The organism is Cupriavidus sp. NPDC089707 (genome assembly GCF_044748965.1).
Taxonomy (GTDB): domain Bacteria; phylum Pseudomonadota; class Gammaproteobacteria; order Burkholderiales; family Burkholderiaceae; genus Cupriavidus.
Window position 1 is genome coordinate 416,483 of record NZ_JBIVHB010000002.1, and the last position, 25,999, is coordinate 442,481.

Genomic DNA, 25,999 nt, shown 5'->3' on the forward strand with positions numbered 1-25,999 from the left:
GTGCCGCCGGCACTACGCGGGTGCGTCTTGAGTATTGTTGTATAGACAGGAATCGACGAGGCACCAGGAGTGCAAGCACCGTGCCAGTCACACGGGGCAGCTGCCGCAGCAGTCAGGCGTCGAAGAAGGAAGCGACGGTGGGGTAACGCAACCGCAGGCGCAGTTCGCGTTTCAGACGGCGGTTGTCGAGCCGGCGCGATTCACTCATGAAGCTCAGCAGCGTCGGCTCGATCACTTCACGCGCCTGTCCCCGCGTGATGCGCGGGGGCCGTGGCAGGCCGCGGCGGTCTGCAACGAGGTCGAAGTAATCGGCCATGCGCATCTCGGTATCGTCGCTGGCATGGACCACCCGCTGCGGCCGGCCGCGGAACAGCGCGGCGACCATGATCCGGGCGAGATCGTCGGCGTGGATATGGCTGGTATAGACGTCGTCCTGCGGCACCAGCGCAGGCGTGCCACGCTTGAGCCGGGCCACCGGCAGCCGCTCGGCGGCATAGATGCCCGGGATGCGCACGACGCTGGTGCGCCAGCCGGCATCGCGGCCAAAGGCGCGCACGGCGCCCTCGGCGACCACGCGGCGGCGCGCGCGCGCCGTCTGCGGACGCACGGCATGGAATTCCGACACCCGCGCGCCCTGCCGATCGCCGTAGACGCCTGAGGTGCTGGCATAGACAAACGCAGGGCGGCGAAGGCCCCGGTCGGGTAGAATGGCGGGCTCGCCGCCAGGCGTGCCGCGCTGCCGCCAGGCCTTGCGGCGCAAGGCGGCGAGCAAGGCACGCGTACGCGGATCGCCCTCGCCCTGACCGGGCGGCGGCGCCAGGTCCAGCACCTGCGTGGCCAGCCCCCGCAGCCGCGCCAGCGTCACCGGCCGGTCCAGGTCCGCCACCAGCGGCACCGCCCCGGCGGCGCGCAGTTCAGCGCGGCGCGCCGGCTGCGACGTGACGGCAAACACGCGCATGCGCGACGACAGGATTCGCAGGCAGCGCGTCCCCACATCCCCGCACCCGACGATCAACAGGCGCGGACGACCCAGCCGACGGCTGGGGACCGGCAGGACTGGGAGGCGCGAGGGCTGCAGCATCGACTGAATTTGGCTCATAGACCGATTATGGCTTATCAAGTAACCGTCATGCCCAGTGGCCACAAGTTCGAAGTGGCCACGGACGAAACCATCCTCGGCGCGGCCCTGCGCCACAGCATCGGCCTGCCCTACGGCTGCAAGAACGGCGCCTGCGGCTCGTGCAAGGGCCGCGTGCTGGAAGGCACCATCGTGCAGGGCGACCACGCCCCGGCCGCGCTGACCGCGCAGGAAAAGACCGAGGGCCGCGCGCTGTTCTGCTGCGCCAATGCGTCGTCCGACATCACCATCGAATGCCGCGAAGTCCACGGCGCCGGCGACATCCCGATCAAGAAGGTGCCGTGCCGCGTGACCTCGCTGGAGCGCCTGGCCGACGACGTCATCGCCATCAAGCTGCAGTTGCCCGCGACCGAGCGCATGCAGTACCTGGCGGGCCAGTACGTGGAATTCCTGCTGCGCGACGGCAAGCGCCGCAGCTATTCGATCGCCACGCCGCCGCACGAGGACGGCCCGATCGAACTGCATATCCGCCATATGCCGGGCGGCGCCTTCACCGACTACGTGTTCGGCGCCAAGGAAGGCCAGCCCGTGATGAAGGAACGCGACATCCTGCGCTTCGAAGGCCCGCTGGGCAGCTTCTTCCTGCGCGAGGAATCGGACGCCCCGATCATCCTGCTGGCTTCCGGCACCGGCTTCGCGCCGATCAAGGCCATCGTCGAGCACGCCGCCTACACCGGCATTACGCGCCCGATGACGCTGTACTGGGGCGGCCGCCGGCCCAAGGACCTGTACATGCACGCGCTGGCCGAGCAGTGGGCGCGCGACCTGCCCAACTTCAAGTACGTGCCGGTGGTGTCCGACGCGCTGCCCGAAGACAACTGGCAGGGCCGCACCGGCTTCGTCCACCAGGCCGTGATCGCCGACCACCCCGACATGTCGGGCCACGAGGTCTACGCCTGCGGCGCGCCGGTGATGATCAACGCCGCGCGCGGCGACTTCACCCGCCAGTGCAAGCTGCACGAAGACGCGTTCTTCGCCGACTCGTTCACCTCCGAGGCCGACATGCACCCGGCCGCGCCGGCAGCACCTTCTGCTTGACCAGCCCGGCCGGCACGCCGTTCCGTCAGCGCAACAATGCCCGGGTCCGCCAAAATTCGTTTTGACACCCGGGCACATGCGCCTTATATTTGCCCGCATGCATACGACCTTCAACCGACGCCGCAGCTTCCGTACGTCGCTCCCCACTGGGGTGCCGCGCGGCTGACCGTAGACTGCGTCTGTTCAGGTCAACGAGCCACGGGCAACCCCCGTGGCTTTTTGTTTTTTGCTGCTTTTTGCTTGTCCCCTTCGTCCCTTCGTCCGTCCGTCCATCGTTTAAAGCCGACCCCTGGAGTCCGCCATGGCATTTGCTGAGTTTCCCGTCCAATCCCTGATGTACATCACCAACCGGCCCGAACTCGTCTTCACCGAGGGCAAGGGCTCCTGGCTGACGGACCACAACGGCAAGCGATACCTGGACTTCGTGCAAGGGTGGGCGGTCAACTGCCTGGGCCATTCCAACGAGGGCATGATCGACGCGCTGGTCGAGCAGTCGAAGAAAATCATCAACCCGAGCCCGGCCTTCTACAACGAGCCGATGCTGCGCCTGGCCAGGCAGCTGACCGATAACAGCTGTTTCGACAAGGTCTTCTTCGCCAACAGCGGCGCCGAGGCCAACGAAGGCGCGATCAAGCTGGCGCGCAAATGGGGCCGCAAGCACAAGAACGGCGCCTACGAGATCATCACCATGGACCACAGCTTCCATGGCCGCACGCTCGCCACCATGAGCGCGTCGGGCAAGGCCGGCTGGGACACCATCTTCGCGCCGCAGGTGCCGGGCTTCCCCAAGGCCGAGCTGAACGACCTGGCCTCGGTCGAGAAGCTGATCACCGACAAGACCGTCGGCATCATGCTGGAGCCGGTGCAGGGCGAAGGCGGCGTGATCCCCGCCACGCGCGAGTTCATGCAGGGCCTGCGCGCACTGGCTGACAAGCACAAGCTGCTGTTTATCGTCGATGAAGTGCAGGCCGGCTGCGGCCGCTGCGGCACGCTGTTCGCCTACGAACTGTCGGGCGTCGAGCCGGACATCATGACGCTGGGCAAGGGCATCGGCGGCGGCGTGCCGCTGTCGGCGCTGCTGTGCAAGGCCGAAGTCGCCAGCTTCGAGGCCGGCGACCAGGGCGGCACCTACAACGGCAACCCGCTGATGACCGCGGTGGGCAGCGCCGTGATCGAGCAGCTGACCGCGCCGGGTTTCCTGGACAACGTCAAGGCCACGGGCGAATACCTGAAGGAGCAGCTGCTGGCGCTGTCGGGCGAATTCGGCCTCGAGGGCGAACGTGGCGAGGGCCTGCTGCGCGCGCTGCTGCTGGGCAAGGACATCGGCCCGCAACTGGTGGAGGAAGCGCGCGACATGGCGCCGCAGGGCCTGCTGCTGAACGCGCCGCGCGCCAACCTGCTGCGCTTCATGCCGGCGCTGAACGTCACGCGCGAAGAGATCGACCAGATGATCGGCATGCTGCGCACGCTGCTGAAGAAGCTGGCCTGATCCTTCCGGCATCCGCAGAAAGCAAAAAAGCCTCGCATTGCGCGAGGCTTTTTGCTGCTGACAAAGTCAAAGGCTGCGAATGTTGTCGCCCCTCTCCCATTTATGGGAGTGGGGCGGGGGAGAGGGCAGGAGTTGCCACGAAGTGAGGCGCCACGGTGCTTGCCATGCGCCGGCCCTCTCCCCCAGCCCCTCTCCCGCAAGCGGGAGAGGGGAGCAAACAGCCTGGCATTTTCCCTTTGTCAGCAATCTGAAGCCTCGCATTGCGCGAGGCTTTTTTGCTTTGCAGCCAGAGCAGCGCCGCAGAGGAGTGAGGGAGAGGGCCAGCACCGCAGAACCCGCACACACCGGCCAAGCCGGCCCGCGCGGGGCCCCGCGGCAAGGGGAAAGGCCTTGCGCCTGCGGGCGCCCGCCCTCTCCCTCACCCCTCTTGCAGCAGGGGTGGGAGTTGGCGCTGCGCCGCTTATTCGCCCAGGTAAGCGGCCCGCACCTTGGGATCGTCCAGCATCTGCTTGGCGTCCCCGCTCATGGTGATCAGGCCCGACTCCATCACGTAGCCGCGGTGCGCGGCCTGCAGCGCCAGGCGCGCGTTCTGCTCGACCAGCAGCACGGTCACGCCCTGCGCAGAGATATCGCGCACGACCTCGAAGATCTTCTCGACCATGATCGGCGACAGGCCCATCGACGGCTCGTCCAGCAGCAGCACCCTGGGCTGGCTCATCAGCGCGCGCGCCATTGCCAGCATCTGCTGCTCGCCGCCGGACATGGTGCCCGCCAGTTGGTTGGCGCGCTCCTTCAGGCGCGGGAAGATGCCGAACATGCGGTCGACGTCGGCCTTGATACCGGCCTCGTCGTTGCGCGTGTAGGCGCCCATCTGCAGGTTCTCCGTAATAGTCATGCGCGCGAACACGCCGCGACCTTCCGGCACCATCGCCAGCCCTTGCTTGAGCAGCGCGTAGCTGGGCACGCCCTTGATCGACTTGCCCATGTACTCCACATCGCCGCCGGCCCAGCCCTGCAGGCCAGTGATGGCCTTCATGGTCGTGGTCTTGCCGGCGCCGTTGGCGCCGATCAGCGTGACCAGTTCGCCGTCCTGGATGTCCAGGTCGATGCCCTTGACGGCCTGGATGCCGCCGTACGCGACCTTCAGGCCGGAGATCTTCAGTACTGTCTGTTTCATTGCTGGCTGTGTCATTGCTTTCCTCCCGCCATCAGTGCGCCGAGGTGCCGAGGTAGGCCTCGATCACCGCGGGGTTGTTCTGCACCTCGTGCGGCAGGCCCTGGGCAATCACCTTGCCGTAGTCCAGCACGGTCAGGCGGTTGCACAGCCCCATCACCAGCTTTACGTCGTGCTCGATCAGCAGGATGGTCCTGCCGTCGTTCTTGATCTTGTCGAGCAGGCCGCGCAGCTCGACCTTCTCGGTCGCGTTCATGCCCGCGGCCGGCTCGTCCAGCGCCAGCAGCTTGGGCTCGGTCGCCAGCGCGCGGGCGATCTCCAGCCGGCGCTGGTGGCCGTACGAGAGATTGCGCGCGGTGAAGTTTGCGTACTTGCCGATGCCGACATAGTCGAGCAGGTCATGCGCCATGTCCTCGATGCCCTCTTCCTCGCGGCGCACCGCGGGCGGGCGGAAGATCGCGCCAAACACGCCGGCCTTGGAGCGCACGTGGCGCCCGACCATCACGTTTTCCAGCGCGGTCATCTCGCCGAACAGCCGGATGTTCTGGAACGTGCGCGCAATGCCGGCCTTGGCCACCTCATGCACGGCGGTCGGCTGGTAGGGCTTGCCGCCCAGCACGAACTCGCCCGCATCCGGCGTGTACAGCCCGGTGATCACATTGAAGAAGGTGGTCTTGCCGGCACCGTTGGGGCCGATCAGGCCATAGATCTCGCCCGGCTTGATCTGCAGGCCCACATCCGACAGGGCCTGCAGGCCGCCGAAACGCTTGTTGACCCCCTGTACCGACAGGAGGAAATCGTTGTTGCTCATGTTGTCCTCCTGGTCAGAAACGGCCCACGCTGCCCGCACGGCGCACCACCGGGCGGTCTTCCTTGCGCGGCGACGGCCAGATGCCTGCCGGGCGGTACAGCATGACGCCGACCAGGGCCAGGCCGAACAGCAGCTGGCGCAGCACTTCGGCATCGACGATCACATGGCCGAACAGGCCGGTCTGCATCGGCTCTGCCACCACGCGCAGCAGTTCCTGGAAGCCCACCAGCAGCACGCCGCCCAGGATCACGCCCGGGATATGGCCCATGCCGCCCAGCACCACGATCGCCAGCACGTAGATCGATTCCCACAGCGTGAACGATTCCGGCGACACGAAGCCCTGGAACGCGCCGAACACCGCCCCCGAGGCACCGCCGAAGGACGCACCCATGGCAAATGCCAGCAGCTTCATGTTGCGCGTGTTGATGCCCATGGCCTTGGCGGCGATTTCATCTTCACGGATGGCGACCCAGGCGCGGCCGATGCGCGAGGTCTGCAGACGCAGGCACACGAACACGATCACGATGACCAGGAACACCAGCAGGTAGTAGTACATGAACACCGGCGTGAACTTTATCCCGAAAATCTCATGCGATTTCGAGAAGTCGAAGCCGAAGATATGCACCGGATCCACCGCCGTGATGCCCTTGGGGCCATTGGTGATGTTGACCGGGCGGTCCAGGTTGTTCATGAAGATGCGGATGATCTCGCCGAAGCCCAGCGTCACGATGGCGAGGTAGTCGCCGCGCAGCTTGAGCGTTGGCGCCCCCAGCAATACGCCGAAGGTCGCAGCCACCAGGATCGCGAGCGGCAACACGAACCACATCGACAGGTGGATGCCGGTGGGGAACAGTTGCTGGATCCATTCGAACTGGTTCGCCAGGTGCGGCGAGCCCAGCAGCGCCATCATGTAGGCGCCCACCGCATAGAACGCGATATAGCCCAGGTCAAGCAGGCCGGCAAAGCCCACCACGATGTTCAGGCCCAGCGCCAGCATGATGTAGAGCAGCGCAAAGTCCAGCACGCGGACCCAGTAGTTGCCGCCCAGGGTCTGGACGATAAACGGCGCGCACAGCGCAACCACCAAAAAGCCAATCAATGCGGCCAGGGTCTTGGCCGGCACCTTCGACGGTGCGGCGACAGCGGCCGCGGATGGAATCGGGGTATTCATGGATTCGCTCTCCTCAGGCGCGGTCCGCCACGCGTTCGCCCATGATGCCGGACGGACGGAAGACGAGCACGGTGATCAGTACGATGAAGGCGAAGACGTCCTGGTAGTTCGAGCCGAACACACCACCGGTCAGGTCGCCGATATAGCCGGCACCGAGCGCCTCGATCAGACCCAGCAGCATGCCGCCGACCATCGCGCCGGCCAGGTTGCCGATGCCGCCCAGCACTGCGGCGGTAAACGCCTTCAGGCCCGGGATAAAGCCCATGTAGAAGTGGGCGTTGCCATAGTTGGTCGCCATCATCACGCCAGCGAGCGCCGCCAGCGTGGCGCCGATCATGAAGGTGGCGGAGATGACGAAGTTCGGGTTCACGCCCATCAGGCCGGCCACCTTCTGGTTCTCGGCGGTGGCGCGCATGGCGCGGCCGAGCTTGGTGCGGTTGACCAGCGCGAGCAGGCCCGACATGACCATCACGGCCAGGCCGATGATGACCATTTCCTTGCCGGTGATGGTGGCGCCGGTCGTGCCGATGTCGATCGGTTCCGACGGCAGCAGCTGCGGGAAGGTCAGCGGGTTGCGCGACCAGATCAGCATGCCGATCGTCTGCAGGATGATGGAGACACCGATCGCGGTGATCAGCGGGGCCAGCCGTGGCGCGTTGCGCAAGGGCCGGTAAGCGATACGCTCGATCGAGTAAGACAGCATTGCGCAGACCGGCATCGCAATCAGCGTCGCGATCACCAGCGTCAGCCATTCGGGCAAGCCGGGGGCAAACTTCTGCAGACCAAGAATCGCTGACAGGGCGGTCAGCGCGCCGATCATCAGGACATCGCCGTGGGCGAAGTTGATGATCCCCAGAATGCCGTAGACCATGGTGTAGCCCAGTGCGATCAGCGCATAGATGCTGCCGAGCACCAGACCGTTCACGATCTGCTGGATAAAGATATCCATGAAAACTCCTGCTTCAGTCCCTTACCTGACGGCATGGTGTGGATGCCGGGGTGGGCCATGATGTGGTGATGGGTAACGTTGCTGAGGTTGGATTGCTGGTAAGCGGCCCGCCGTGCTCCATCCAGGGTAAGGATGCTTCTACATTAGGCGAGGCTAAAAAGAACGGCACCGCAAAATACTCACGGTGCCGTTCGGATGGGCCGGTAAGCCCAGATTACATCTTCACGACGTCGAGGACGGACTTCTTCTTGTCCTTGTACTCGTACAGCGTGATGGTGCCTTCCTTCATGTCGCCCTTCGCGTCGAAGGCGATATTGCCGATTACGCCCTTGTAGTTGGTGTTGGGCATTTCGGCCAGGATGGCAGCCGGTTCGGTCGATTTGGCGCGCTTCATGGCGTCGACGACGACCATCACCGCGTCATACGTGAACGGTGCGTAGATCTGCACCGGCGCGTTGAAGCGGGCCTGGTAGCGTTTGGAGAAGTCCGCGCCCTGCTCCATCTTCGACAGGGCCAGGCCAGCCTCCGAGCAGATGATGTTGGTCACGGCATCGCCCGCCAGCTCGGCCACCTTGTCGGTACAGACGCCGTCGCCGCCGACGATCTTGGCGCCGATGCCAAGTTCCTTGGCCTGCTTGGCGAACGGGCCGCCGGTGGCGTCCATGCCGCCGTACATGATCACGTCCGGCTTCTTGCCCTTGATCTTGGTGAGAATGGCCTTGAAGTCGGTGGCCTTGTCGTTGGTGGCTTCGCGCGCCACCACGTTCACGCCGGCGGCCTTGGCGGTCTTCTCGAACTCGTCGGCCAGGCCCTTGCCGTAAGCGGTGGCATCGTCGACGATCGCCACGCTCTTGGCATTTAGGGTCTTGCTGGCATAGTTGGCCAGTGCCGGGCCCTGCTGGGCGTCGGTGGCCACCACGCGGTAGGTGGTCTTGAAGCCCTGCTTGGTGTAGTCCGGGTTGGTGGACGAGGGCGAGATCTGCACGATGCCGGCGTCGCTATAGATCTTGGAGGCCGGGATCGACGTGCCCGAGTTCAGGTGGCCGACCACGGCCACGACCTTGGCGTCGACCAGCTTCTGCGCCACGGAGGTGCCGGTCTTCGGATCGGCGGCGTCGTCTTCACCGACCAGTTCCAGCTTGATCTTCTTGCCACCGACCTCGAGGCCGGCCTTGTTGACTTCTTCCACGGCCAGGCGGGCGCCGTTTTCGTTGTCCTTGCCAAGGTGCGCGATACCGCCGGTCAGCGGGGCCGCGTGGCCGATCTTGACGACGGTCTCGCCACCGCCCGCGGCAGGGGCTGCTGCGGCCGGCGCCGAAGAGGCCGGATCCATCGGCTTCTCTTCCTTTTTGCCGCAGGCTGCTACCAGCGCCACTGCGGCCGCGATCGGCAGAATCTTGGCAAACGTGATTTGCATGAGTGATCTCCTAGGATTCACAAAAACAGGGATTTGCAACGCCTCCCGGACGTTTCCCTGGACCGCCTTTGTTTAGTTTCAATTTGAAACGCGCGCATTGTATCCCCTTTCTTTGCAGATGCAATACGCGACGCAACAAGTCGACCGATTTACCCTTCAAATGAGCTAGGGAATTTCCCCAATGCACAGATCGGGGCAATTCCCGCTCACATGGCGGGGCCGTCTCACATACTCACAAGAATCGTGCCTGCCCCACCCTGGCGGCAGGATTAGGCGCGCGGTGCGCCACCTATAATAGGTCTTAATTAATTAGGCATTTCATTTCAAATGCGCCACACCGATCTCTAATGTGCAGAATGTAGCGCCGCACCATAATAGGGAAAACCCCAGTTACGGGGATTACCCCTATTTGTCGGTTTCGCCAAACACGCAGGTAATTCATGCACCAATAGCGCCGCACCGATAATGTGCATTTTTCGTCATAGACCAGTGCGGTGAGTCGTCGCCGCGCGCGCAAGCGCGAAAAAAAAGCGCCGCATTGCGCGGCGCCCTTGTCTTGAACGAGGAGTGGTGGTGCGGGCCTGGCCCGCTGTCGCTCAGGCGGCGACGCTGGTTGGCATCAAACCCCGCGGCAGGGGAAACGCCATGTTTTCTTCGATGCCCTCCAGCGCCCGCACCTGGCGTGCACCAAGCGCGCGCAGGCGGTCGACGATCGACTGCGCCAGCGCCTCGGGCGCCGAGGCGCCGGCGGTCAGCCCAATGCGGCGCTTGCCGGCGATCCATTCCGGGCGCACCTGCTCCGGCGCATCGACCATATAGGCCGGCACGCCCAGGCGCTGGGCCAGCTCGCGCAGGCGGTTGGAGTTGGAGCTGTTGGGGCTGCCAACCACGATCACCACCTCAACCTGGGGCGCCATGAACTTGACCGCGTCCTGGCGGTTCTGCGTCGCATAGCAGATATCCTGCTTCTTCGGCTCGCGGATCTGCGGGAAGCGCGCCTTCAGCGCGGCGACGATCTCGCGGGTCTCGTCCACCGACAGCGTGGTCTGGGTCACGTAGGCAAGCTGCGCCGGGTCCGCGATCTGCAGCGTGGCGACGTCGTCGACCGTTTCGACCAGCACCATGCCGCCGTTGGCCTGGCCCATGGTGCCTTCGACCTCGGGGTGGCCGCGATGGCCGATCATCACGATCTCGCAACCTTCCGCGCGCATCTTGCTGACTTCGACATGCACCTTGGTCACCAGCGGGCAGGTTGCGTCGAACACGTGCAGGCCGCGCGCGGCGGCGTCCTCGCGCACTTCGCGCGACACGCCATGCGCGCTGAAGATGACGGTGGCGCCTGCGGGCACCTCGTCCAGCTCGCGCACGAACACCGCGCCCTTGCTGCGCAGGTCGGCCACCACGTAGGCGTTGTGCACGATTTCATGGCGCACGTAGATCGGCGCGCCGAAGCGAGCGAGCGCACGCTCGACGATCTCGATGGCGCGATCCACGCCGGCACAGAAGCCGCGCGGCTGGGCCATCAGGATTTCGGCGTCGGGTGCGGTGGTCAGGTCAGGCATGCTGCGTATCTGGACAGGAGTCGGCACGTTGGCGCAATCAGAGGATGCCGATCAGCTGCACGTCGAACAGGATGGTCTGCCCGGCCAGCGGATGGTTGAAGTCGAACAACGCCGCGGTCCCGCCGATTTCCTTCAGCACGCCCGCGTACTTGCCGCCGCCGGGCGCGTTGAACTCGACCAGGTCGCCCGGGTTGTAGTCTTCCTCGAACGAGCTGTTCTCGCGCAGCGTGGCCAGCGACACCCATTGCAGCAGTTCGGGATTGCGCGGCCCGAACGCCTGCTCCGGGGCGAGACGGTAAGTCATGCGCTCGCCTTCCGGCATGCCGAGCAGCGCCTGCTCCAGCGTGGGCGCGAGCTGGTCCTGGCCGAGCAGCAGCGTGGCGGGCTTGTCATCGAAGGTGCTGACGACCTCGGTGCCGTTCTCTAGCGAGATGCTGTAGTGCAGGGTCAGGAAAGAGTCGGCCAGGACAGTCTTGCGGCCAGCCGTACCGCCGTCGGCTTCCGACGCGAAAGTTTGCAAATTCATGGGTGATCAACCGAAGAACAACCCGTATTGTATTCGACTGGCCCATCGCCCGCCGCGCCGGAGCCGTATACCCCTTCCAGCTCTCCGGCCGGCGGTCCAACCCCGAACACCCATGACCATAGCCAATTGGCCTGCCTGCGAGCGGCCGCGCGAAAAACTGCTGGAATGCGGCGCCGCCGCCCTGTCCGACGCCGAACTGCTGGCGGTGATCCTGCGCGTCGGCGCGGCCGGCAAAAGTGCCGTCGACCTCGCCCGCGAGCTGATGCACCGCTTTGGCTCCCTGACCGCCTTGCTCGGGTCCGAATCCGCCGCGCTGGCTGGCATCAAGGGCATGGGCGCGGCCAAGTACGCACAGCTGCAGGCAATCCCCGAGCTGGCGCGCCGCGCGCTGGCGGAATCACTGCGGCTGCCGACCGGCTTCGACTCGCGCGCGGCGGTACACAACTACCTGCGCCTGACGCTGGCATCGCTGCCGCATGAAGTATTCCTGTGTCTGTTCCTCGATCCGCGCAACCGCATGATTGCCAGCGAGGAACTGTTCCGGGGCACCCTGACGCGCACTGCCGTGTATCCGCGCGAGGTCGCGCGCCAGGCGCTGGTGCATAATGCTGCCGGCGTGATCGTGGCGCACAACCATCCCTCCGGCACGACCGCGCCCAGCCAGAGCGACGTGCACCTGACCCGCGAGCTGGCACGGACGCTCGAACTCATCGACGTGCATCTGCTCGACCATTTCATCGTGGCCGGGCAGGAAATCCGTTCTCTGGCCGACTGTTGCGACCGCCTGCCTGGACTGTGACGCCTGCCGCACAGTGCTGGACGAGACACAACACACCCTCCGGCAACGCACGGAAGACATTGATTCGCCGGAGGATTCCGGTCTATAATTTACGTTTCACTGAAGTCCCATCCGCTGCAGTCCGGGCCCGCGCGCCTTTTGTTGATCTGTTGCGAACATTGTCCACGAATAGAAGATTTAGGAGTGCTTCATGGCACGCGTCTGTCAAGTGACCGGGAAAGCGCCGATGGTCGGCAACAACGTTTCCCACGCAAACAACAAGACCAAGCGCCGTTTTCTGCCCAACCTGCAGAATCGTCGTTTCTTCGTTGAATCCGAAAACCGCTGGGTGAGCCTGCGCGTCTCGAACGCCGGCCTGCGCCTGATCGACAAGAAAGGCATCGACTCCGTGCTCGCCGACCTGCGCGCACGTGGCGAAGTCTAATTAGGAGCACATCATGGCAAGCAAGGGCGGCCGCGACAAGATCAAGCTGGAATCGACCGCAGGTACCGGTCATTTCTACACCACGACCAAGAACAAGCGCACCATGCCTGAGAAGATGGAGATCATGAAGTTCGATCCCGTCGCTCGCAAGCACGTCGCTTACAAGGAAACCAAGATCAAGTAATTGATCCGGTATCCCAACAAAAAGCCCCGCCTCGTTGCGGGGCTTTTTGTTGCCCGCTCGCTTCACTTGCATCGGTGCGCGCGCGACGTTGGCGCCCACAGGCGGCAAGAAGCGCGCCGTTCGGCACACGACGGAGCGGCTGGCTCCCTTGCGGCGCGATCACCGCCCAGCCCGCCCGGCTCACCGGTGCACGACGTGGCGCGCACGGTGTAGACTTTGCCGTTTCCCCCATCTGCCTGGCGCCCTCCGGCGCTCTCTCCGCACCATGAATTTCGATGTCGCCATCGTCGGCAGCGGGCTGGCCGGCCTTACGGTCGCGCTGCAACTGGCCGACACCCACCGGGTTGTCATCCTCAGCAAGCGCGCCATGACGCAAGGCGCCAGCGACTGGGCGCAGGGCGGCATCGCCGCCGTGCTGGATTCCGGCGACAGCCATGACGAGCACACCCAGGACACGCTCGTTGCCGGCGCAGGACTGTGCGATGAAGAGGCAACCCGCTTTATCGTGGAGCACGGGCGCGAGGCGATCCAGTGGCTGATCGACCGCGGCGTGCCGTTCACGCGCGACGCGCAGGCCGAACTGGGCTTCCACCTGACCCGCGAAGGCGGGCACAGCCGCCGGCGCATCATCCACGCCGCCGACGCCACCGGGCACGCGGTGGTCAGCACGCTGCTGCAGCAGGCCACCCAGCATCCGAACATCACGATCCTGGAAGACCATTTCGCGATCGACCTGATCACGTCGCGCAAGATGGGGCTGCCGGGCAACCGCTGCTATGGGCTGTACGTGCTCGACGACAACACCGGCGCGGTGCACACCCTCACCGCCACGCACACGGTGCTGGCCGCGGGCGGTGCGGGCAAGGTCTACCTGTACACCACCAACCCTGACACCGCCACCGGCGACGGCATCGCCATGGCGTGGCGTGCGGGCTGCCGGGTGTCGAACATGGAATTCATCCAGTTCCACCCGACCTGCCTGTACCACCCCTATGCCAAGTCGTTCCTGATTTCCGAGGCGGTGCGCGGCGAAGGCGGGCTGCTCAAGCTGCCCGACGGTACCCGCTTCATGCCCGAGCACGATGAGCGCGCCGAGCTGGCGCCGCGCGACGTGGTCGCGCGCGCGATCGACTTCGAGATGAAGAAGCGCGGCCTGGACTGCGTCTACCTGGACATCAGCCACCAGCCCGAAGCCTTCCTGAAGGAACACTTCCCGACGATCTACGCGCGCTGCCTGGAGCTGGGCATCGACATCACGCGCGAACCGATCCCGGTCGTGCCCGCCGCGCACTATACCTGCGGCGGCGTGGTCACCGATACCGCGGGCCGCACCGATATCGGCAACCTGTACGCAGTGGGCGAATCCGCCTGCACCGGCCTGCACGGCGCCAACCGGCTGGCCTCCAACTCGCTGCTCGAATGCATGGTGATCGGCCGCGCCGCAGCGGAAGACATCGCCCTGAAGGACAAGGCCGGCGCGCCCAATATCACGCTGCCGGCGTGGGACGAGAGCCGCGTGTCCGATGCCGACGAGGAAGTCGTGGTGTCCCACAACTGGGATGAACTGCGCCGCATGATGTGGAACTACGTCGGCATCGTGCGCACCAGCAAGCGGCTGGAACGCGCGCAGCACCGCATCGGCCTGCTGCGCGAGGAGATCGCAGAGTACTACGCCAACTTCCGTGTCACGCGCGACCTGCTGGAGTTGCGCAACCTGGTGGAGGTGGCCTCGCTGATCGTTGACAGCGCGTATTCACGGCATGAAAGCCGCGGGCTGCATTTCAGCCGGGACTATCCGGATTCCCTGCCGAAGGCGCTGCCGACGGTGATGCAGCCGCCTGCCGGCCGCAAGCGCTGAGCGCCATCCAGCAATAAAAAACGGGGTGCGAGCCTGATGGCTCCACCCCGTTTTGACTTCGCGCCGGGCGATGCGTCAACCGATGATACGCAGCGAGTAATCCGTCGCGCGCACGTCCTTGGTCAACGCGCCCACCGAGATGCGGTCCACGCCGGTCTCGGCGAACGTGCGGATGGTCTCGGCATTGACGCCGCCCGACACTTCCAGCAACGCCCTGCCCTGGTTGATCTTCACCGCGTCCTGCATCATCGGCACGGTGAAGTTGTCGATCAGCACCGACTTCGCGCCTGCGGCCAGGGCCTCTTCCAACTCCGCCAGCGACTCCACCTCGACTTGCACCGACGCATCGGTATCGACGGCCAGCGCCGCCTGCATCGCGGCGGTGATGCTGCCTGCCGCGGCGATATGGTTTTCCTTGATCAGGATGCCGTCGTAAAGCGCCAGCCGCTGGTTCTCGCCACCACCGATGCGCACCGCGTACTTTTGCGCCAGTCGCAGGCCCGGCAGCGTCTTGCGCGTATCCAGCACGCGCGCGCGGGTGCCAGCGATCAGGTCGGCATAGTGGCGCGTCACGGTGGCCACGCCGGACAGCAGTTGCAGGAAGTTCAGCGAAGGGCGTTCGGCAGTCAGCAGCGAGCGTGCCGGGCCAGTGATTTCGCAAACCGCGGAATCCGGCGCCATCCGCGCGCCCTCTTCCTGCAGCCAGCGCACTTCCAGCGCCGGGTCGACCGCGCGCATGCAGGCATCGAACCACGGCTGCCCGCACAACACCGCCGCTTCGCGCACGATCACGCGCGCGTGCGCGGGCTTGCCCGCGGGCACCAGCAGGCCGGTCAGGTCGCCGCTGCCGACATCCTCGGCGATGGCGGCCTGCACATTGGCTTGCAGTGCTGCCGGCAGCGCCGCGCCGTAGCTGTCGAAAATCGGATTCACGCTCATGCCGGACCGATCCCCTGGAACAGCGCCTGTTCCTGCGCCAGGTCGGACGACGGACGCACATTGCGCTTTTGCGCGGCGGCAAAGTCGAGCATGCGGTTGATGCACGTCACCGCCTTGGCGCCGATGGCCGGATCGACGTGGATCTCGTTGCGGCCGGTCTCCAGCACCTCGGCCAGGTTGGTCAGCGCGTTCATCGCCATCCACGGGCAGTGCGCGCAGCTCTTGCACGTCGCGCTGTTGCCGGCGGTCGGCGCTTCGATGAAATGCTTGCCGGGCGCGGCCATGCGCATCTTGTGCAGGATGCCGTTGTCGGTGGCGACGATAAACTCGGTCGCATCCAGCTTCTGCGCCGCTTCGATCAGTTGCGAGGTGGAGCCGACCACATCGGCCTGCGCTACCACGTTTTCCGGGGATTCCGGATGCACCAGGATCTTGGCGTTGGGGAATTCGCGGCGCAGCAGGTCCAGTTCGATACCCTTGAACTCGTCATGCACCAGGCACGAGCCCTGCCACAGCAGCATGTCGGCGCCGGTCTGCTTCTGGATATAGCTGCCCAGGTGCTTGTCGGGTGCCCACAGGATCTTCTTGCCCTGCGCGTGCAGGTGCTCGACGATCTTCAGCCCGATGCTCGACGTGACCATCCAGTCCGCGCGCGCCTTCACCGCGGCGCTGGTGTTGGCGTAGACCACCACGGTGCGGTCCGGGTGCGCATCGCAGAAGGCGGCAAATTCGTCGGCCGGGCAACCCAGGTCGAGCGAGCAGGTCGCATCCAGGTCCGGCATCAGCACGGTCTTCTCGGGGCTGAGGATCTTGGCGGTCTCGCCCATGAAGCGCACGCCCGCCACCACCAGGGTCTTGGCTTCATGGTCGCGGCCGAAGCGGGCCATTTCGAGGGAGTCGGAGACGCAGCCCCCGGTTTCTTCGGCGAGATCCTGCAAGTCGGCGTCGACGTAGTAGTGCGCCACCAGCACCGCGTTGCGTTCCTTCAGCAAGCGGCGGATACGCGCCTTCAGCGACTGCCGCTCATCGGGCGACAGCACCGGCGGCACCTTGGCCCAGGCATGTGCCACGCAGCTACCGCCAGTGGCGTTTTCGGCATCCGCGAGGTTCGGCTTTTCGAACTCGACGGTCTTGATCGATTGTGGGGTCATCTCCGGGTACTCCTCTAGACCACCGCCATCAGCGTGCGGCCGGCCAGAACATGGGGGAGTTTATCTAAAACAAAAGCCCCGCCATGGGCGGGGCTTTGTCAAACCATACGGCGCGGCCGAATTGTATCAGGCGTAGCGGCGCAGGCGCAGCGAGAAATCGTGCAGCGCCTGGATACCGCTGGCCTCGGCGCGGTGGCACCAGGCCTGCAGCTGCTGCAGCAGCTGCTCGCGCGTCAGGTTGGAACGACCCCAGATGGCGGCCAGTTCACGGCGCATTTCGACGAAGGTCTGCAGCGCCTTGTTCTGCTCGACGATGCTCGCCAGCTGCTCGCGCTGCTGCGCGGCCAGCTTGGTTTCCTCGCGGTGGAACCACTTGCTGGCGGGCTTGAAGCTGCGGTACTCGGCAACACGGCCTTCCTTGAGCTTTTCCAGCTCCTGGCGGAACGCACCCTTGACGGCCTTGGCGTAGCGGGCCATCACGTCATAGCGATTGGCGATGATGGCTTCCAGCGTGTTGTGGTCAACCGGACGGGCTTCCACGAGACGTGCCTTGGGCGGGGTCTTCTTGACCTTGGCCAGGCCGACCGCCTGCATCGCGCGGATATAACCCCAGCCCACGTCGAACTCATACCACTTGATGGAGAACTTGGCCGAGGTCGGGTACGTGTGGTGGTTGTTGTGCAGCTCTTCACCGCCGATGATCAGGCCCCACGGCGACACATTGGTCGACGCGTCTTCGCAATCGTAGTTGCGGTAGCCCCACCAGTGGCCCAGGCCATTGATGATGCCGGCGGCATGGATCGGGATCCACAGCATCTGCACCGCCCACACCGACATGCCGATCACGCCAAACAGCGCCAGGTCGATGATCAGCATCAGACCGACGCCCTGCCAGCCGAAGCGCGAATACACGTTACGCTCGATCCAGTCATTGGGGCAGCCATGGCCGAACTTGGCGATGGTTTCCTTGTTCTTGGCCTCGGCACGGTACAGCTCGGCGCCTTCGAGCAGCACCTTGCGGATGCCGCGGGTCTGCGGGCTGTGCGGATCGTCTTCCGTTTCGCACTTGGCGTGGTGCTTGCGGTGGATGGCAGTCCACTCGCGCGTGACCATGCCGGTGGTCAGCCACAGCCAGAAGCGGAAGAAATGCTGGGCGATCGGGTGCAGGTCCAGCGACCGGTGCGCCATGCAGCGGTGCAGGAAGATGGTGACGCCAGCGATGGTGATGTGCGTCATCACCAGGGTGTAGATGACGATCTCCCACCAGGCCCAATTGGCAAGGCCGTTGGCGGCCCAGTCAAGAATAGTGTCGAACAAACTGTTCTCCGTCGGTTAAACAGGGACATTCCCGTGCAGGCCGGCGGGGCCGGTGCACACAACGCGCAGAAAAAATAGCTGCGAATCTATTGATTGCGATAGCTGTCTGGCGCTTGCCTCGGGACCCGAAGTCGCTCCGGGCTCCCTGGCACGCAAGTCTGGCGCCGGCCGCGGCAGGCGGCTCATGAATACGAGCCAGGTACGAGCCGCTGCAATCTGGCGGCTGTCTGATGTGGGAGCGGGATGTCTCAACCCGCGACAACCCGGCATTCTACCGGATTGGCGAAGGCGCGAGCATACGCTATTTCCCGGATTTGGACGGGGTGCAACGGTTTTCGTTCCATGGGGTGCCGAATTCACCGCCTGGCGCAGCCAGCAGTCCGCGAAGCACTCAGGTAGCGTTGGCAGCCTCTGGCAAAGTGCTCGCTTTTGGCGCGCCGGGCCCCGGCATGGGCGCCTCGTGCATCACACGCAGCTCCCGCTGCGGGTACGGGATCGAGATCCCATGCTCGCGTAGCGTGCGCCAGATGGCGCGGTTCATCGCGGATTGCACCCCAAGCTTGCCGTTTTGCGGATCGGCGATGTAGACCGCGACTTCGTACTCGATGCCGCTGTCGGCGAACAGCACCAGGAAGGCCGCCGGCTCCGGATCTTTCAGCACGCGCGGCAGTTCGCTCACGCAATCGGTCAGGAGTGCGATCACGGTCTCGGGATCGGCGCTGTAGTCGGCCTGGACGCGCGTCGCCACGCGCACATTGGTGTTCGAGAACGAATGGTTCTGCACCGACTGTGCCACCAGCTGCTCGTTCGGCACCAGCGTCTCGCCGTCGCCGTTGCGCACCACGGTGTAGCGGGTGCGGATCTGCGACACGATGCCGGTGTACTTGTCCACCGTGATCTGGTCGCCCAGCTTGACCGAACGGTCCAGCAGGATGATGAAGCCCGAGATGTAGTTACTGGCGATCTTCTGCAAACCCAGGCCCAGGCCCACGCCCAGCGCACCGCCGAACACCGACAGCACGGTCAGGTCGATGCCCACCAGCGACAGGCTCAGCAGCAGCGACACCAGAAGCAGCAAGGCCTTGGAAATGCGGGTCAGCACCACCTTGAGGTTGACATCGAGGTTGGCCGAGCGCATCAGCCGCTCCTCCAGCCAGGACCCGAACCACATGGCAACCAGCACCGTCAGCAGGATCCAGACCCCCGCCATCAGCGTGTCGGCGAGACTGATCTTCTGCTTGCCGCCGATCGAGAAGCGCACGTCCTGCATCCACCCGACCACGTCCGACAGCACCCCCATCACATAGAGTGCCATGCCGATCCACACCAGTGTGGTCAGCACCTTCTCCACCAGCAGCAGCATGCCGTGCAGCTGCCCGCTGCCAGACATGACCCGCCGCAGGATATAGAACACGACGTTCAGCGCGGTGATGCCGAACAGCGGCACCAGCGCCAGCCGCAGCACGCTGATCGGGATCAGCGGCTCCAGCGCAAAGCGCGCGATCATCACCAGCACCCATCCCGCCAGCGGGAACATGGCCCGCTCCAGGCTGGCCGCGGCGAAGCGCAGCGAGAAGCTGGAGCTGGCATAGCGCGCCTCGAGCCGGCGCACCACGTAGCGCGCCAGCGGCCACGCCACCGCGAGGCAGCCGGCCAGCACCAGTAGCTGCCAGAAAAAGCCCGGGCCGCCGGCATCGCGGATCAGGTCATCCAGCATCTTGCCGAACATGGAATGGGAGGCCTTCAGCTCGCCGCCGAGGCCGGACAGGGTTTCACCGTTCATCGGGGATGACTCAGGTTGAGGGCCGCCGCCCCCTGCAGACGGGCGGCGGCCGCAGGCGTCAGCTGGTGCGTTCCAGCACGGCGGCAAAGAAGCCGTCGGTCTGGTGCAGATGCGGATACAGCGCGAACATGCCGCTATCTGCCGGCAACGCGGGCACTTCGATCTTTTGGTCGGCCAGCACTTCGCTGGCGGGGACCAGGCGGAAGTTGGGGTGCGCCGCGAGGAAATCGTGCACGATGGCTTCGTTTTCGGCTTCCAGCACGGAGCAGGTGGCGTAGACCACGCGTCCGCCGCCCTTGACCAGGCGCGCCGCCGATTCAAGGATCGCGCTCTGCTTGGCGGTCAGCTCCAGCACCGCTTCCGGCGTCTGGCGCCATTTCAGGTCGGGGTTGCGCCGCAGCGTTCCCAGCCCGCTGCACGGCGCGTCCACCAGTACCCGGTCGACCTTGCCGGCCAGGCGCTTGATCTTGGCGTCGCGTTCGGAGTCGATCAGGACCGGATGGACGTTGGACAGGCCGCTGCGCGCCAGGCGAGGCTTCAGGTTGGCCAGGCGCTTTTCCGACACGTCGAAGGCGTACAACCGGCCGGTGGAACGCATTGCGGCACCCAGCGCCAGCGTCTTGCCGCCCGCACCGGCACAGAAGTCGACCACCATCTCGCCACGCTTCGGTGCAACCAGGTTACACAGCAGCTGACTGCCTTCATCCTGCACCTCGACCAGTCCGTTGACGAAGATCGGCAGCTGGTTCAGCGCGGGCTTGCCGGCCATGCGGATGCCGGCGGGCGCCATCGGCGTCGGCTCGGCGCCCAGGCCTGCGGTCTGCAGCTCGGCCAGCGCCGCGTCGCGGCTGGTCTTGCCAAGGTTGACGCGCAGGTCAAGCGGCGCCGGGCGCAGCCAGGCATCGCCCAGCGCCGCGGTAAACGCTTCGCCATGGCGACGCACCAGTTCGTCGTACAGCCATTCGGGCAGATTGGTGCGTACGCGCGGGGCCAGGCTGGAACGTTCGATCGTGGTCAGGCGGTCCAGCCATTCGGCCTCTTCGGGGTGCAGGAACGGCGTCAGGACGTCGCGTCCCAGCGTGGCCGCCAGGCCCAGCAGCGCCAGGCGGCGCGAGCTGGCGCCGGTGCCGCTTTCGGCAAACTGCGCGAACTCCACGCGCCGGCGCAGCACCGCATAGATGGCCTCGGCAATGATGCCGCGCTCGCGATGGCCCAGCTTGCTGTTCTCGCGGAAGTAATAGCTGACCACGGCATCGGCCGGGCGGGCGAACAGCATGACCTTGCCAAGCAGGCGGTCAATATGCTGGATATGCGAAGCATGCAGCCCACCGTGCATGCGCGGCGCGCCGTCGCGGCCGGCGTTGCCGTTGGCGGGCTTGCGGATGGGGCTGCTCTTGCCCTTGCTCTTGCCGCGCGGCGGCGCGTGGCCCTCGCTGCGGGTGGGACGGGTTCCTGCCTGGTTGCGGCTCATGCCTTGACTCCTGCCGCCGGGGTGTGGGCGGAGATGGCCATCAGCAATTGCGGCTCGGCCGGGTTGATAACGTTGACCACGCCGTCCTGCAGTTGCAGGCGATCCTCGACGAACCACCGTACGGCGCGGGGATAGATCTGGTGCTCGCAATCGAGCAGGCGCTCGGCCAGGCTGTCGGGCGTGTCGGACGGCAGCACATCAAGTGCCGCCTGGATCACGATCGGACCATGGTCGAGTTCCGGGGTAACGAAGTGCACGGTGGCGCCGTGCAGCTTGACGCCAGCGTCAAGCGCCTGCTTGTGGGTGTTCAGCCCGGGGAAGCACGGCAGCAGCGACGGGTGGATATTCAGCAGCCGGCCCGCATAGCGGTCGACGAAAGCCCGCGTCAGGATGCGCATGAAGCCGGCCAGCACCACCAGGTCGGGCGCGTGGGCATCGATGGCCTCGGCCATCGCGGCGTCAAACGAGGCGCGATCGGGGAACTGGCGATGGTCGACCACGCCTGTAGCAATGCCCTGCTGCTGCGCGAACTGCAGCCCGGCGGCATCGGGCCGGTTCGACAGCACCGCTGCCACGCGGGCCGGCCAGCCGCCCGCGCAGGCCCGGACGATGGCTTCCATGTTGGAGCCACGCCCGGAAATCAAGATGACAATTTTTTTCATCGCGCAATTCTACCAAGGCGAGGCACTAAACTCCGGTAAAGCGAACCCATTACGTGCTTAATTCACCAGATCCCGAAAGGCCGCAATGCCTCTAACATGTGACGGCGATGCCGTATACCCCCGATTGATGGATTGTGACGCTTCGCCCCCTCTGATAGAGTGGTCGCTACGTCCACGCGCCAATCCTGTGCAGGGTTTTAACGACACAGTGCTCGAACGAGCGGGTGACAACAAGGACGAAACGGGAAATTAGACGGGAATTCGCATGTCGAACGCTGCACCGACGTTGTTGGTGGTCGATGATCATCCTATGGCCTTGTCAGGCACCACGGCTTTCCTTGCCGAAGTCATGCCGGATGTCGCGGTACATGCCGCCGGCAGTGCCCACGAAGCCCTGACAAGCCTGCAGCAGGGGCTGCGCCCCGATATCGTGCTGCTCGATATCTGGCTGAACGACGGCACCGGCTTCGATGCCATGCAGTCATTCAAGACCGTCATCCCGGGGGCACGCTTTATCTTCATGTCGGCGGAAGCCACGCCCGAAATCGTCGGCCGCGCCCGCGCGCTGTCGGCATGCGGCTTCGTCGGCAAGCATCTCGATGCCAATGCCTTCACCGCCGCGGTGCGCAAGGTGCTGGCGGGCGATACCTCGTTCCCTACCGATGAAGCCCTGAATGGGCGGGCACAGTCGTTCGGCCCCGCACACGGCATCCCGGTCACGCCAGCCGAGCTGGGCCTGACGCCGCGCCAGGGGTCCGTGCTGGCCCTGGTGCTCGAAGGCCTGCCGAACAAGGTGATCGCACGCCGGCTCGGGCTGACCGAGAACACGGTCAAGGAGCATGTCTCTGCGATCCTGCAGCGCCTGGGCGTGCGTACCCGCATGCAGGTGATGTCGCGCATGGAACGGTTCCGTCTGCGCCAGTAAGGCGCCGCACTTACCCTTCCCCACCCAGCCTAGGCCGGGCGCAGCCAGCGCCGCAGCAGCATCCGCAGCGACGCCGGATCCACCGGCTTGGGCAGCACGAAATACCCCGCCTCTTCCGCCGCCGCCAGTGCGGCCGATTTCAGGTCGCCGGTCAGCAGCGCGCTGCGCGCCTGCGGCTGCGTGTTCTGCCAGCGCTCCAGCAGGTCCAGGCCGTTCTCGCTGCCCGGCAGCCGCAGGTCGCAGAAGATAATGTCCGGGCGCAGGCCCTTGGCAAACAGCTGGTCGGCCTCGGTGCCATGCGCGGCGCAGGCCACGTGGATACCCCACGCTTCCATCAGCGCGATCCACGCCTTGCGGATCTGGCTGTCGTCGTCGACCACCAGCACCGTGCCCTGCAGGCGGTCGGGCTTGGCTTCCTGGGCCTGCGCCATGGCGCGCATCTCGCGCACGCTGGCGACAGTCTCGGCCGGCACCGGGGCCAGAGCGAACCAGAACACCGAACCTTTGCCCGGCACCGAACGCACGCCATAGGTGCCGCGCATCAGCCGCACGCATTCCTTGAAGATCGCCAGGCCAAGGCCGAGGCCTTGCGACGGGTCGCGCTGCGGGTTGTTGACCTGGTAGTACGGCGAGAAGATTTCGGGCAGGTGCTCGGGCGTGACGCCGGCACCGGTGTCCCACACCTCCAGCCGCACGTGCTTGCGGCGCTGGCGCGCGGTCACCAGCACGCCGCCGCGCTGGGTATAGCGCAGCGCGTTCTGCACGAGGTTGAACAGGGCGCGGCGCAGCAGCACCGGCTCGGCCATCGCGTAAAGCTCGTCGGGCACGCGCGGCGTCAGCATCAGGCCGCTTTCGCGTGCGTCGGTCGCGAACTGGCTCATCACGTCGCGGATCAGCGCACCCAGTTCGCACGGCTCCAGCGTCGGCAGGACCTTGCGGCCCTCCAGCTTGGACAGGTCCAGCAGCGAACGGAACAGCAAGTCAATGGTCTGGGTGCCCGCCGCCACCTGCTCTACCAGCGGATGCAGCGACGACGACTGGTTGCGCGCGCGCAGCGCCTCCACCAGCATCACCAGCGCATGCACCGGCTGGCGCAGGTCATGGCTGGCGGCGGCCAGAAAACGCGATTTCTCTTCGCTGGCATGCAGCGCGCGCTCCTTTTCTTCCTGGAACTGCTTGGCCAGGCGGCGGCTGTCACCCTCGAGCTGGATCGCGCGCACCAGCGTGACTTGCAGGTTGAAGGCATGGCGCGACAGCATCAGCGCGTAGATCACCAGCAGGCCCTGTACATAAGCGCCATGGCCGGGAAAGGCGAACTCCGCCATCAGGATGCTGGGCACCAGGATCGGCACGCCGGCGTACACCAGGTTGGACGGCACTGGCGCCTGCGATACCGCGCCGCCGGCCAGCACGCCCAGCGTCAGCAGGTACAGCACGCTGGAGAAGACCACCGAGTCCGTATACAAATGCAGCAGCGCCGAACTGCCCCAGGTCACCCCGGTCAGCAGCGCCAGCACGCGCATGTTGTTCCACCATTTGCGCGTATGCGCGGAACGGCTCATCGAAGCGCCGTCGCGCTGGTAGCCGATATGGAACCACAGTCCGCCCGCGGTCAGCAGCAGCATGATCGCGCACCAGCCCAGCAGGGCCGCGTGGCTGACATCGCCCCAGAATCCCAGCGTGGTCAGCGCCGGCAGCAGCACGGAAGCGACGATGGCCGTCGGCGCATTCTTGTGCACGATGGCCATCAGCTTGGCGCGGGTCTCGACGTCAAGGTCGCCGCTCGATTGCGGCAGGAAACGGGGGAGAAGCCGGGACAGGAACCGGTTGGGCAGCGCGTTCAAATGTGGCTGGCTTGAGATGGCGGGCGCAATGCGAGAAAAGGGGCAAGAAATGTCGTGTCCCGCGCGATTTAGCTTCATGTGACGCCGGCGTGACACCCAAGTGGTGCATATCATGCCGTCTTTTGCCGCATCGCGCCATGCCGGACGGGCCGGGTGCGGCACAAAAACCGCAGCTTAGGGCACATGGCGGCGCCGGCAGCGGCAAGCCGACCCATTCGCCTTATAATGCTCGCTTTACCCGAAACATTTCCCGCCGTCCCCGTGAAAGTCTTCCGCGGCCTGCCCAACGCCGAGAGCCGGGCGCCCTGCGCGCTCACCATCGGCAATTTCGACGGTGTGCATCGCGGCCACCAGTCGCTGCTCGCGCGTGCGCGTGCGGCGGCAGACGCGCGCGGCCTGCCGCTGTGCGTGATGACCTTCGAGCCGCATCCGCGCGAGTTCTTCACCCCGGACAAGGCGCCCACCCGCATCGCGCTGCTGCGAGACAAACTGGAAAGCCTGCGCCGCAACGGCGTGGACCGCGTCGTGGTCGAGCACTTCAACGCCCACTTTGCCGGCCAGTCTCCGCAGGAATTCGTTGAAAACGTGCTGTGGCACGGCCTGCACACGCGCTGGCTGCTGGTCGGCGACGACTTCCGCTTCGGCGCCAAACGCGCCGGCGATTTTGCCTACCTGCAGGACGCCGGGCGCCGGTTCGGCTTCGATGTCGAACAGATGGGCTCGGTCTCCGAAGGCGGCATCCGCATCTCCAGCTCGTCGGTGCGTCAGGCCCTGGCCGATGGCGACCTCGAGCACGCGCGGCGCCTGCTGGGCCACGGCTATGCCATCAGCGGCCACGTGATCCACGGCCGCAAGCTGGGCCGCGACCTGGGCTTCCCGACGCTGAACCTGCGCATCTCGCACAAGCGCCCGGCGGTCAACGGCATCTTCGTGGTGCAGGTGCACGGCATCGCCGACCACCCGCTGCCCGGCGTGGCCAGCATCGGCGTGCGCCCGACCATCGAGGACGCGGGCCGCGTGCTGCTGGAAGTCCACCTCTTTGACTTCAACGAAAGCCTGTACGGCAAGCTGGTACGGGTCGAGTTCATGAAGAAGCTGCGCGACGAGGCGCGCTTCGACAACCTGGAAGACCTGACCGCCGCGATCGCCAAGGACAGCGCCGACGCGCGCGGGTTCTTCGGCCTGACCGCGCCTGGCGCTGCCGAGGGCAGCGGTGGCCGCGATTTCGCCACCTCCGCCACCGACCGAATTAGCTAGCGGCCGGTGCCCGCCAGTGTGCGCGGGCCCGGTTCGCATGCCCCGCCCAGTCTTCCCGCGCGCGCCCCGGCCTGCTGCCGGCCGCGCGCCAAACGAATTGCTTCGAGAAT

The 25,999-nt window shown here is 65.6% G+C and carries 23 protein-coding genes; 8 read left to right on the plus strand and 15 right to left on the minus strand.

Features of this window, described 5'->3' with window-relative positions; all coding sequences use genetic code 11:
- Positions 1–112: 112 nt before the first annotated feature.
- Positions 113–1,099: an NAD-dependent epimerase/dehydratase family protein gene (locus ACIP1U_RS05235; RefSeq protein ID WP_400312473.1), complete on the minus strand. Its 987-nt coding sequence runs from the start codon at positions 1,097–1,099 to the stop codon at positions 113–115.
- A 9-nt stretch (positions 1,100–1,108) separates the two neighbouring features.
- Here ACIP1U_RS05235 and ACIP1U_RS05240 point away from each other — a divergent pair, with 9 nt between their 5' ends.
- Together ACIP1U_RS05240 and ACIP1U_RS05245 are read left to right on the plus strand one after the other, a co-directional pair.
- Positions 1,109–2,176: a CDP-6-deoxy-delta-3,4-glucoseen reductase gene (locus ACIP1U_RS05240; protein WP_400312475.1), complete on the plus strand. Its 1,068-nt coding sequence runs from the start codon at positions 1,109–1,111 to the stop codon at positions 2,174–2,176.
- Positions 2,177–2,477: 301 nt separating this feature from the next.
- Complete coding sequence (locus tag ACIP1U_RS05245; RefSeq protein ID WP_400312477.1) at positions 2,478–3,665, plus strand: acetylornithine transaminase; 1,188 nt, start codon at positions 2,478–2,480, stop codon at positions 3,663–3,665.
- Positions 3,666–4,125: 460 nt separating this feature from the next.
- On the opposite strand, the gene ACIP1U_RS05250 is transcribed toward ACIP1U_RS05245, so the two are convergent.
- From ACIP1U_RS05250 to ACIP1U_RS05280, 7 genes are all read right to left on the minus strand, one after another.
- Positions 4,126–4,842 carry an ABC transporter ATP-binding protein gene (locus ACIP1U_RS05250; RefSeq protein WP_400312479.1) on the minus strand — a complete coding sequence of 239 codons (717 nt, stop codon included), beginning with the start codon at positions 4,840–4,842 and terminating at the stop codon, positions 4,126–4,128.
- A 31-nt stretch (positions 4,843–4,873) separates the two neighbouring features.
- On the minus strand, positions 4,874–5,650 hold the full coding sequence (locus tag ACIP1U_RS05255) for an ABC transporter ATP-binding protein (RefSeq protein ID WP_400312481.1): 777 nt from the start codon (positions 5,648–5,650) through the stop codon (positions 4,874–4,876).
- Between the two features lie 13 nt (positions 5,651–5,663).
- On the minus strand, positions 5,664–6,821 hold the full coding sequence (locus ACIP1U_RS05260) for an ABC transporter ATP-binding protein (protein WP_400312483.1): 1,158 nt from the start codon (positions 6,819–6,821) through the stop codon (positions 5,664–5,666).
- A gap of 13 nt (positions 6,822–6,834) precedes the next feature.
- Positions 6,835–7,770, minus strand: a complete 936-nt coding sequence (locus tag ACIP1U_RS05265; protein ID WP_400312484.1) for a branched-chain amino acid ABC transporter permease — start codon at positions 7,768–7,770, stop codon at positions 6,835–6,837.
- A 214-nt stretch (positions 7,771–7,984) separates the two neighbouring features.
- Positions 7,985–9,187, minus strand: coding sequence for a branched-chain amino acid ABC transporter substrate-binding protein (locus tag ACIP1U_RS05270; RefSeq protein WP_400312485.1), 1,203 nt, complete (start codon positions 9,185–9,187; stop codon positions 7,985–7,987).
- Positions 9,188–9,783: 596 nt separating this feature from the next.
- Positions 9,784–10,749: a 4-hydroxy-3-methylbut-2-enyl diphosphate reductase gene (ispH, locus tag ACIP1U_RS05275; protein ID WP_400312487.1), complete on the minus strand. Its 966-nt coding sequence runs from the start codon at positions 10,747–10,749 to the stop codon at positions 9,784–9,786.
- 37 nt (positions 10,750–10,786) lie between these two features.
- Complete coding sequence (locus ACIP1U_RS05280; RefSeq protein ID WP_400312489.1) at positions 10,787–11,275, minus strand: peptidylprolyl isomerase; 489 nt, start codon at positions 11,273–11,275, stop codon at positions 10,787–10,789.
- A 112-nt stretch (positions 11,276–11,387) separates the two neighbouring features.
- Here ACIP1U_RS05280 and radC point away from each other — a divergent pair, with 112 nt between their 5' ends.
- The 4 genes from radC (at position 11,388) to nadB (ending at position 14,540) form a co-directional block, all read left to right on the plus strand.
- Positions 11,388–12,074 (plus strand): DNA repair protein RadC, encoded by a 687-nt coding sequence (radC, locus tag ACIP1U_RS05285; protein ID WP_400312491.1) that lies wholly within the window; start codon positions 11,388–11,390, stop codon positions 12,072–12,074.
- 190 nt (positions 12,075–12,264) lie between these two features.
- Entirely contained in the window at positions 12,265–12,498 is a 234-nt protein-coding gene (gene rpmB, locus ACIP1U_RS05290) for a 50S ribosomal protein L28 (protein WP_006575661.1), read from the plus strand.
- Positions 12,499–12,511: 13 nt separating this feature from the next.
- Positions 12,512–12,682, plus strand: coding sequence for a 50S ribosomal protein L33 (gene rpmG, locus ACIP1U_RS05295; RefSeq protein WP_010814980.1), 171 nt, complete (start codon positions 12,512–12,514; stop codon positions 12,680–12,682).
- A gap of 265 nt (positions 12,683–12,947) precedes the next feature.
- On the plus strand, positions 12,948–14,540 hold the full coding sequence (gene nadB / locus ACIP1U_RS05300; RefSeq protein WP_400312495.1) for an L-aspartate oxidase: 1,593 nt from the start codon (positions 12,948–12,950) through the stop codon (positions 14,538–14,540).
- Positions 14,541–14,615: 75 nt separating this feature from the next.
- On the opposite strand, the gene nadC is transcribed toward nadB, so the two are convergent.
- The 6 genes from nadC to purN form a co-directional block, all read right to left on the minus strand.
- A complete protein-coding gene (gene nadC, locus ACIP1U_RS05305; protein WP_400312496.1) occupies positions 14,616–15,479 on the minus strand; it encodes a carboxylating nicotinate-nucleotide diphosphorylase in 864 nt (287 codons plus the stop codon).
- Positions 15,476–16,630, minus strand: coding sequence for a quinolinate synthase NadA (gene nadA, locus ACIP1U_RS05310; protein WP_400312498.1), 1,155 nt, complete (start codon positions 16,628–16,630; stop codon positions 15,476–15,478). Before nadA ends, nadC begins: the two co-directional genes overlap by 4 nt.
- Before the next feature lie 126 nt (positions 16,631–16,756).
- Entirely contained in the window at positions 16,757–17,947 is a 1,191-nt protein-coding gene (locus ACIP1U_RS05315; RefSeq protein ID WP_400312499.1) for a fatty acid desaturase, read from the minus strand.
- Positions 17,948–18,338: 391 nt separating this feature from the next.
- Positions 18,339–19,730: a mechanosensitive ion channel family protein gene (locus tag ACIP1U_RS05320; protein WP_400312500.1), complete on the minus strand. Its 1,392-nt coding sequence runs from the start codon at positions 19,728–19,730 to the stop codon at positions 18,339–18,341.
- 58 nt (positions 19,731–19,788) lie between these two features.
- A complete protein-coding gene (locus ACIP1U_RS05325; RefSeq protein WP_400312502.1) occupies positions 19,789–21,201 on the minus strand; it encodes an RsmB/NOP family class I SAM-dependent RNA methyltransferase in 1,413 nt (470 codons plus the stop codon).
- The gene (gene purN, locus ACIP1U_RS05330; protein ID WP_400312503.1) at positions 21,198–21,863 is read right to left on the minus strand and encodes a phosphoribosylglycinamide formyltransferase; all 666 of its coding nucleotides are present in this window, start codon (positions 21,861–21,863) and stop codon (positions 21,198–21,200) included. The genes ACIP1U_RS05325 and purN overlap by 4 nt, the downstream gene beginning before the upstream one ends.
- Before the next feature lie 265 nt (positions 21,864–22,128).
- On the opposite strand from purN, the gene ACIP1U_RS05335 reads away from it, so the two are divergent.
- The gene (locus tag ACIP1U_RS05335) at positions 22,129–22,788 is read left to right on the plus strand and encodes a response regulator (RefSeq protein WP_400312506.1); all 660 of its coding nucleotides are present in this window, start codon (positions 22,129–22,131) and stop codon (positions 22,786–22,788) included.
- A gap of 29 nt (positions 22,789–22,817) precedes the next feature.
- Here ACIP1U_RS05335 and ACIP1U_RS05340 read toward each other — a convergent pair whose 3' ends face one another.
- Entirely contained in the window at positions 22,818–24,632 is a 1,815-nt protein-coding gene (locus ACIP1U_RS05340) for an ATP-binding protein (protein ID WP_400312508.1), read from the minus strand.
- Positions 24,633–24,893: 261 nt separating this feature from the next.
- Here ACIP1U_RS05340 and ACIP1U_RS05345 point away from each other — a divergent pair, with 261 nt between their 5' ends.
- Positions 24,894–25,889 (plus strand): bifunctional riboflavin kinase/FAD synthetase, encoded by a 996-nt coding sequence (locus ACIP1U_RS05345; protein WP_400312510.1) that lies wholly within the window; start codon positions 24,894–24,896, stop codon positions 25,887–25,889.
- Positions 25,890–25,999: the final 110 nt, after the last annotated feature.

Bases quoted from the DNA above. Each gene is read 5' to 3' on its own strand.
- ACIP1U_RS05235 (WP_400312473.1), bottom strand. From the start codon at position 1,099: ATGAGCCAAATTCAGTCGATGCTGCAGCCCTCGCGCCTCCCAGTCCTG.
- ACIP1U_RS05240 (WP_400312475.1), top strand. From the start codon at position 1,109: ATGGCTTATCAAGTAACCGTCATGCCCAGTGGCCACAAGTTCGAAGTG.
- ACIP1U_RS05245 (WP_400312477.1), top strand. From the start codon at position 2,478: ATGGCATTTGCTGAGTTTCCCGTCCAATCCCTGATGTACATCACCAAC.
- ACIP1U_RS05250 (WP_400312479.1), bottom strand. From the start codon at position 4,842: ATGAAACAGACAGTACTGAAGATCTCCGGCCTGAAGGTCGCGTACGGC.
- ACIP1U_RS05255 (WP_400312481.1), bottom strand. From the start codon at position 5,650: ATGAGCAACAACGATTTCCTCCTGTCGGTACAGGGGGTCAACAAGCGT.
- ACIP1U_RS05260 (WP_400312483.1), bottom strand. From the start codon at position 6,821: ATGAATACCCCGATTCCATCCGCGGCCGCTGTCGCCGCACCGTCGAAG.
- ACIP1U_RS05265 (WP_400312484.1), bottom strand. From the start codon at position 7,770: ATGGATATCTTTATCCAGCAGATCGTGAACGGTCTGGTGCTCGGCAGC.
- ACIP1U_RS05270 (WP_400312485.1), bottom strand. From the start codon at position 9,187: ATGCAAATCACGTTTGCCAAGATTCTGCCGATCGCGGCCGCAGTGGCG.
- ispH (WP_400312487.1), bottom strand. From the start codon at position 10,749: ATGCCTGACCTGACCACCGCACCCGACGCCGAAATCCTGATGGCCCAG.
- ACIP1U_RS05280 (WP_400312489.1), bottom strand. From the start codon at position 11,275: ATGAATTTGCAAACTTTCGCGTCGGAAGCCGACGGCGGTACGGCTGGC.
- radC (WP_400312491.1), top strand. From the start codon at position 11,388: ATGACCATAGCCAATTGGCCTGCCTGCGAGCGGCCGCGCGAAAAACTG.
- rpmB (WP_006575661.1), top strand. From the start codon at position 12,265: ATGGCACGCGTCTGTCAAGTGACCGGGAAAGCGCCGATGGTCGGCAAC.
- rpmG (WP_010814980.1), top strand. From the start codon at position 12,512: ATGGCAAGCAAGGGCGGCCGCGACAAGATCAAGCTGGAATCGACCGCA.
- nadB (WP_400312495.1), top strand. From the start codon at position 12,948: ATGAATTTCGATGTCGCCATCGTCGGCAGCGGGCTGGCCGGCCTTACG.
- nadC (WP_400312496.1), bottom strand. From the start codon at position 15,479: ATGAGCGTGAATCCGATTTTCGACAGCTACGGCGCGGCGCTGCCGGCA.
- nadA (WP_400312498.1), bottom strand. From the start codon at position 16,630: ATGACCCCACAATCGATCAAGACCGTCGAGTTCGAAAAGCCGAACCTC.
- ACIP1U_RS05320 (WP_400312500.1), bottom strand. From the start codon at position 19,730: ATGAACGGTGAAACCCTGTCCGGCCTCGGCGGCGAGCTGAAGGCCTCC.
- ACIP1U_RS05325 (WP_400312502.1), bottom strand. From the start codon at position 21,201: ATGAGCCGCAACCAGGCAGGAACCCGTCCCACCCGCAGCGAGGGCCAC.
- purN (WP_400312503.1), bottom strand. From the start codon at position 21,863: ATGAAAAAAATTGTCATCTTGATTTCCGGGCGTGGCTCCAACATGGAA.
- ACIP1U_RS05335 (WP_400312506.1), top strand. From the start codon at position 22,129: ATGTCGAACGCTGCACCGACGTTGTTGGTGGTCGATGATCATCCTATG.